At 68.2% G+C, this 245-nt stretch carries 1 pseudogene; it reads left to right on the forward strand.

Going from position 1 to position 245, the window contains the following annotated elements:
- Positions 1 to 245 (forward strand): annotated as a pseudogene (locus SB725_RS33235) (hypothetical protein); the annotation flags it as partial.

The following is a 245-nucleotide window of genomic DNA, read 5'->3' on the forward strand; positions in this document are numbered from 1 at the left end:
GCCTCAAGACCGGTTACAGCTCGGCCGACGAAAGCTGGCTGACCTCCGCCACCGTCGCCGGCCGCCAGGGCAACTTCGACGGCTTGCTGCACCTGAGCCAGCGTAATGGCCACGAGACCGAGTCCTACGGTGGCCACAGCGGTGACGGCCTGGCCCGCACCGAGGCCAACCCGCAGGACGTGCGCACCACCAACGTGCTGGCCAAACTGGGCTGGAACTACGCTGACGATGCGCGCCTGGGGTTC

This window comes from Pseudomonas sp. SIMBA_041, assembly GCF_046535095.1.
Lineage (GTDB): Bacteria > Pseudomonadota > Gammaproteobacteria > Pseudomonadales > Pseudomonadaceae > Aquipseudomonas > Aquipseudomonas mucoides.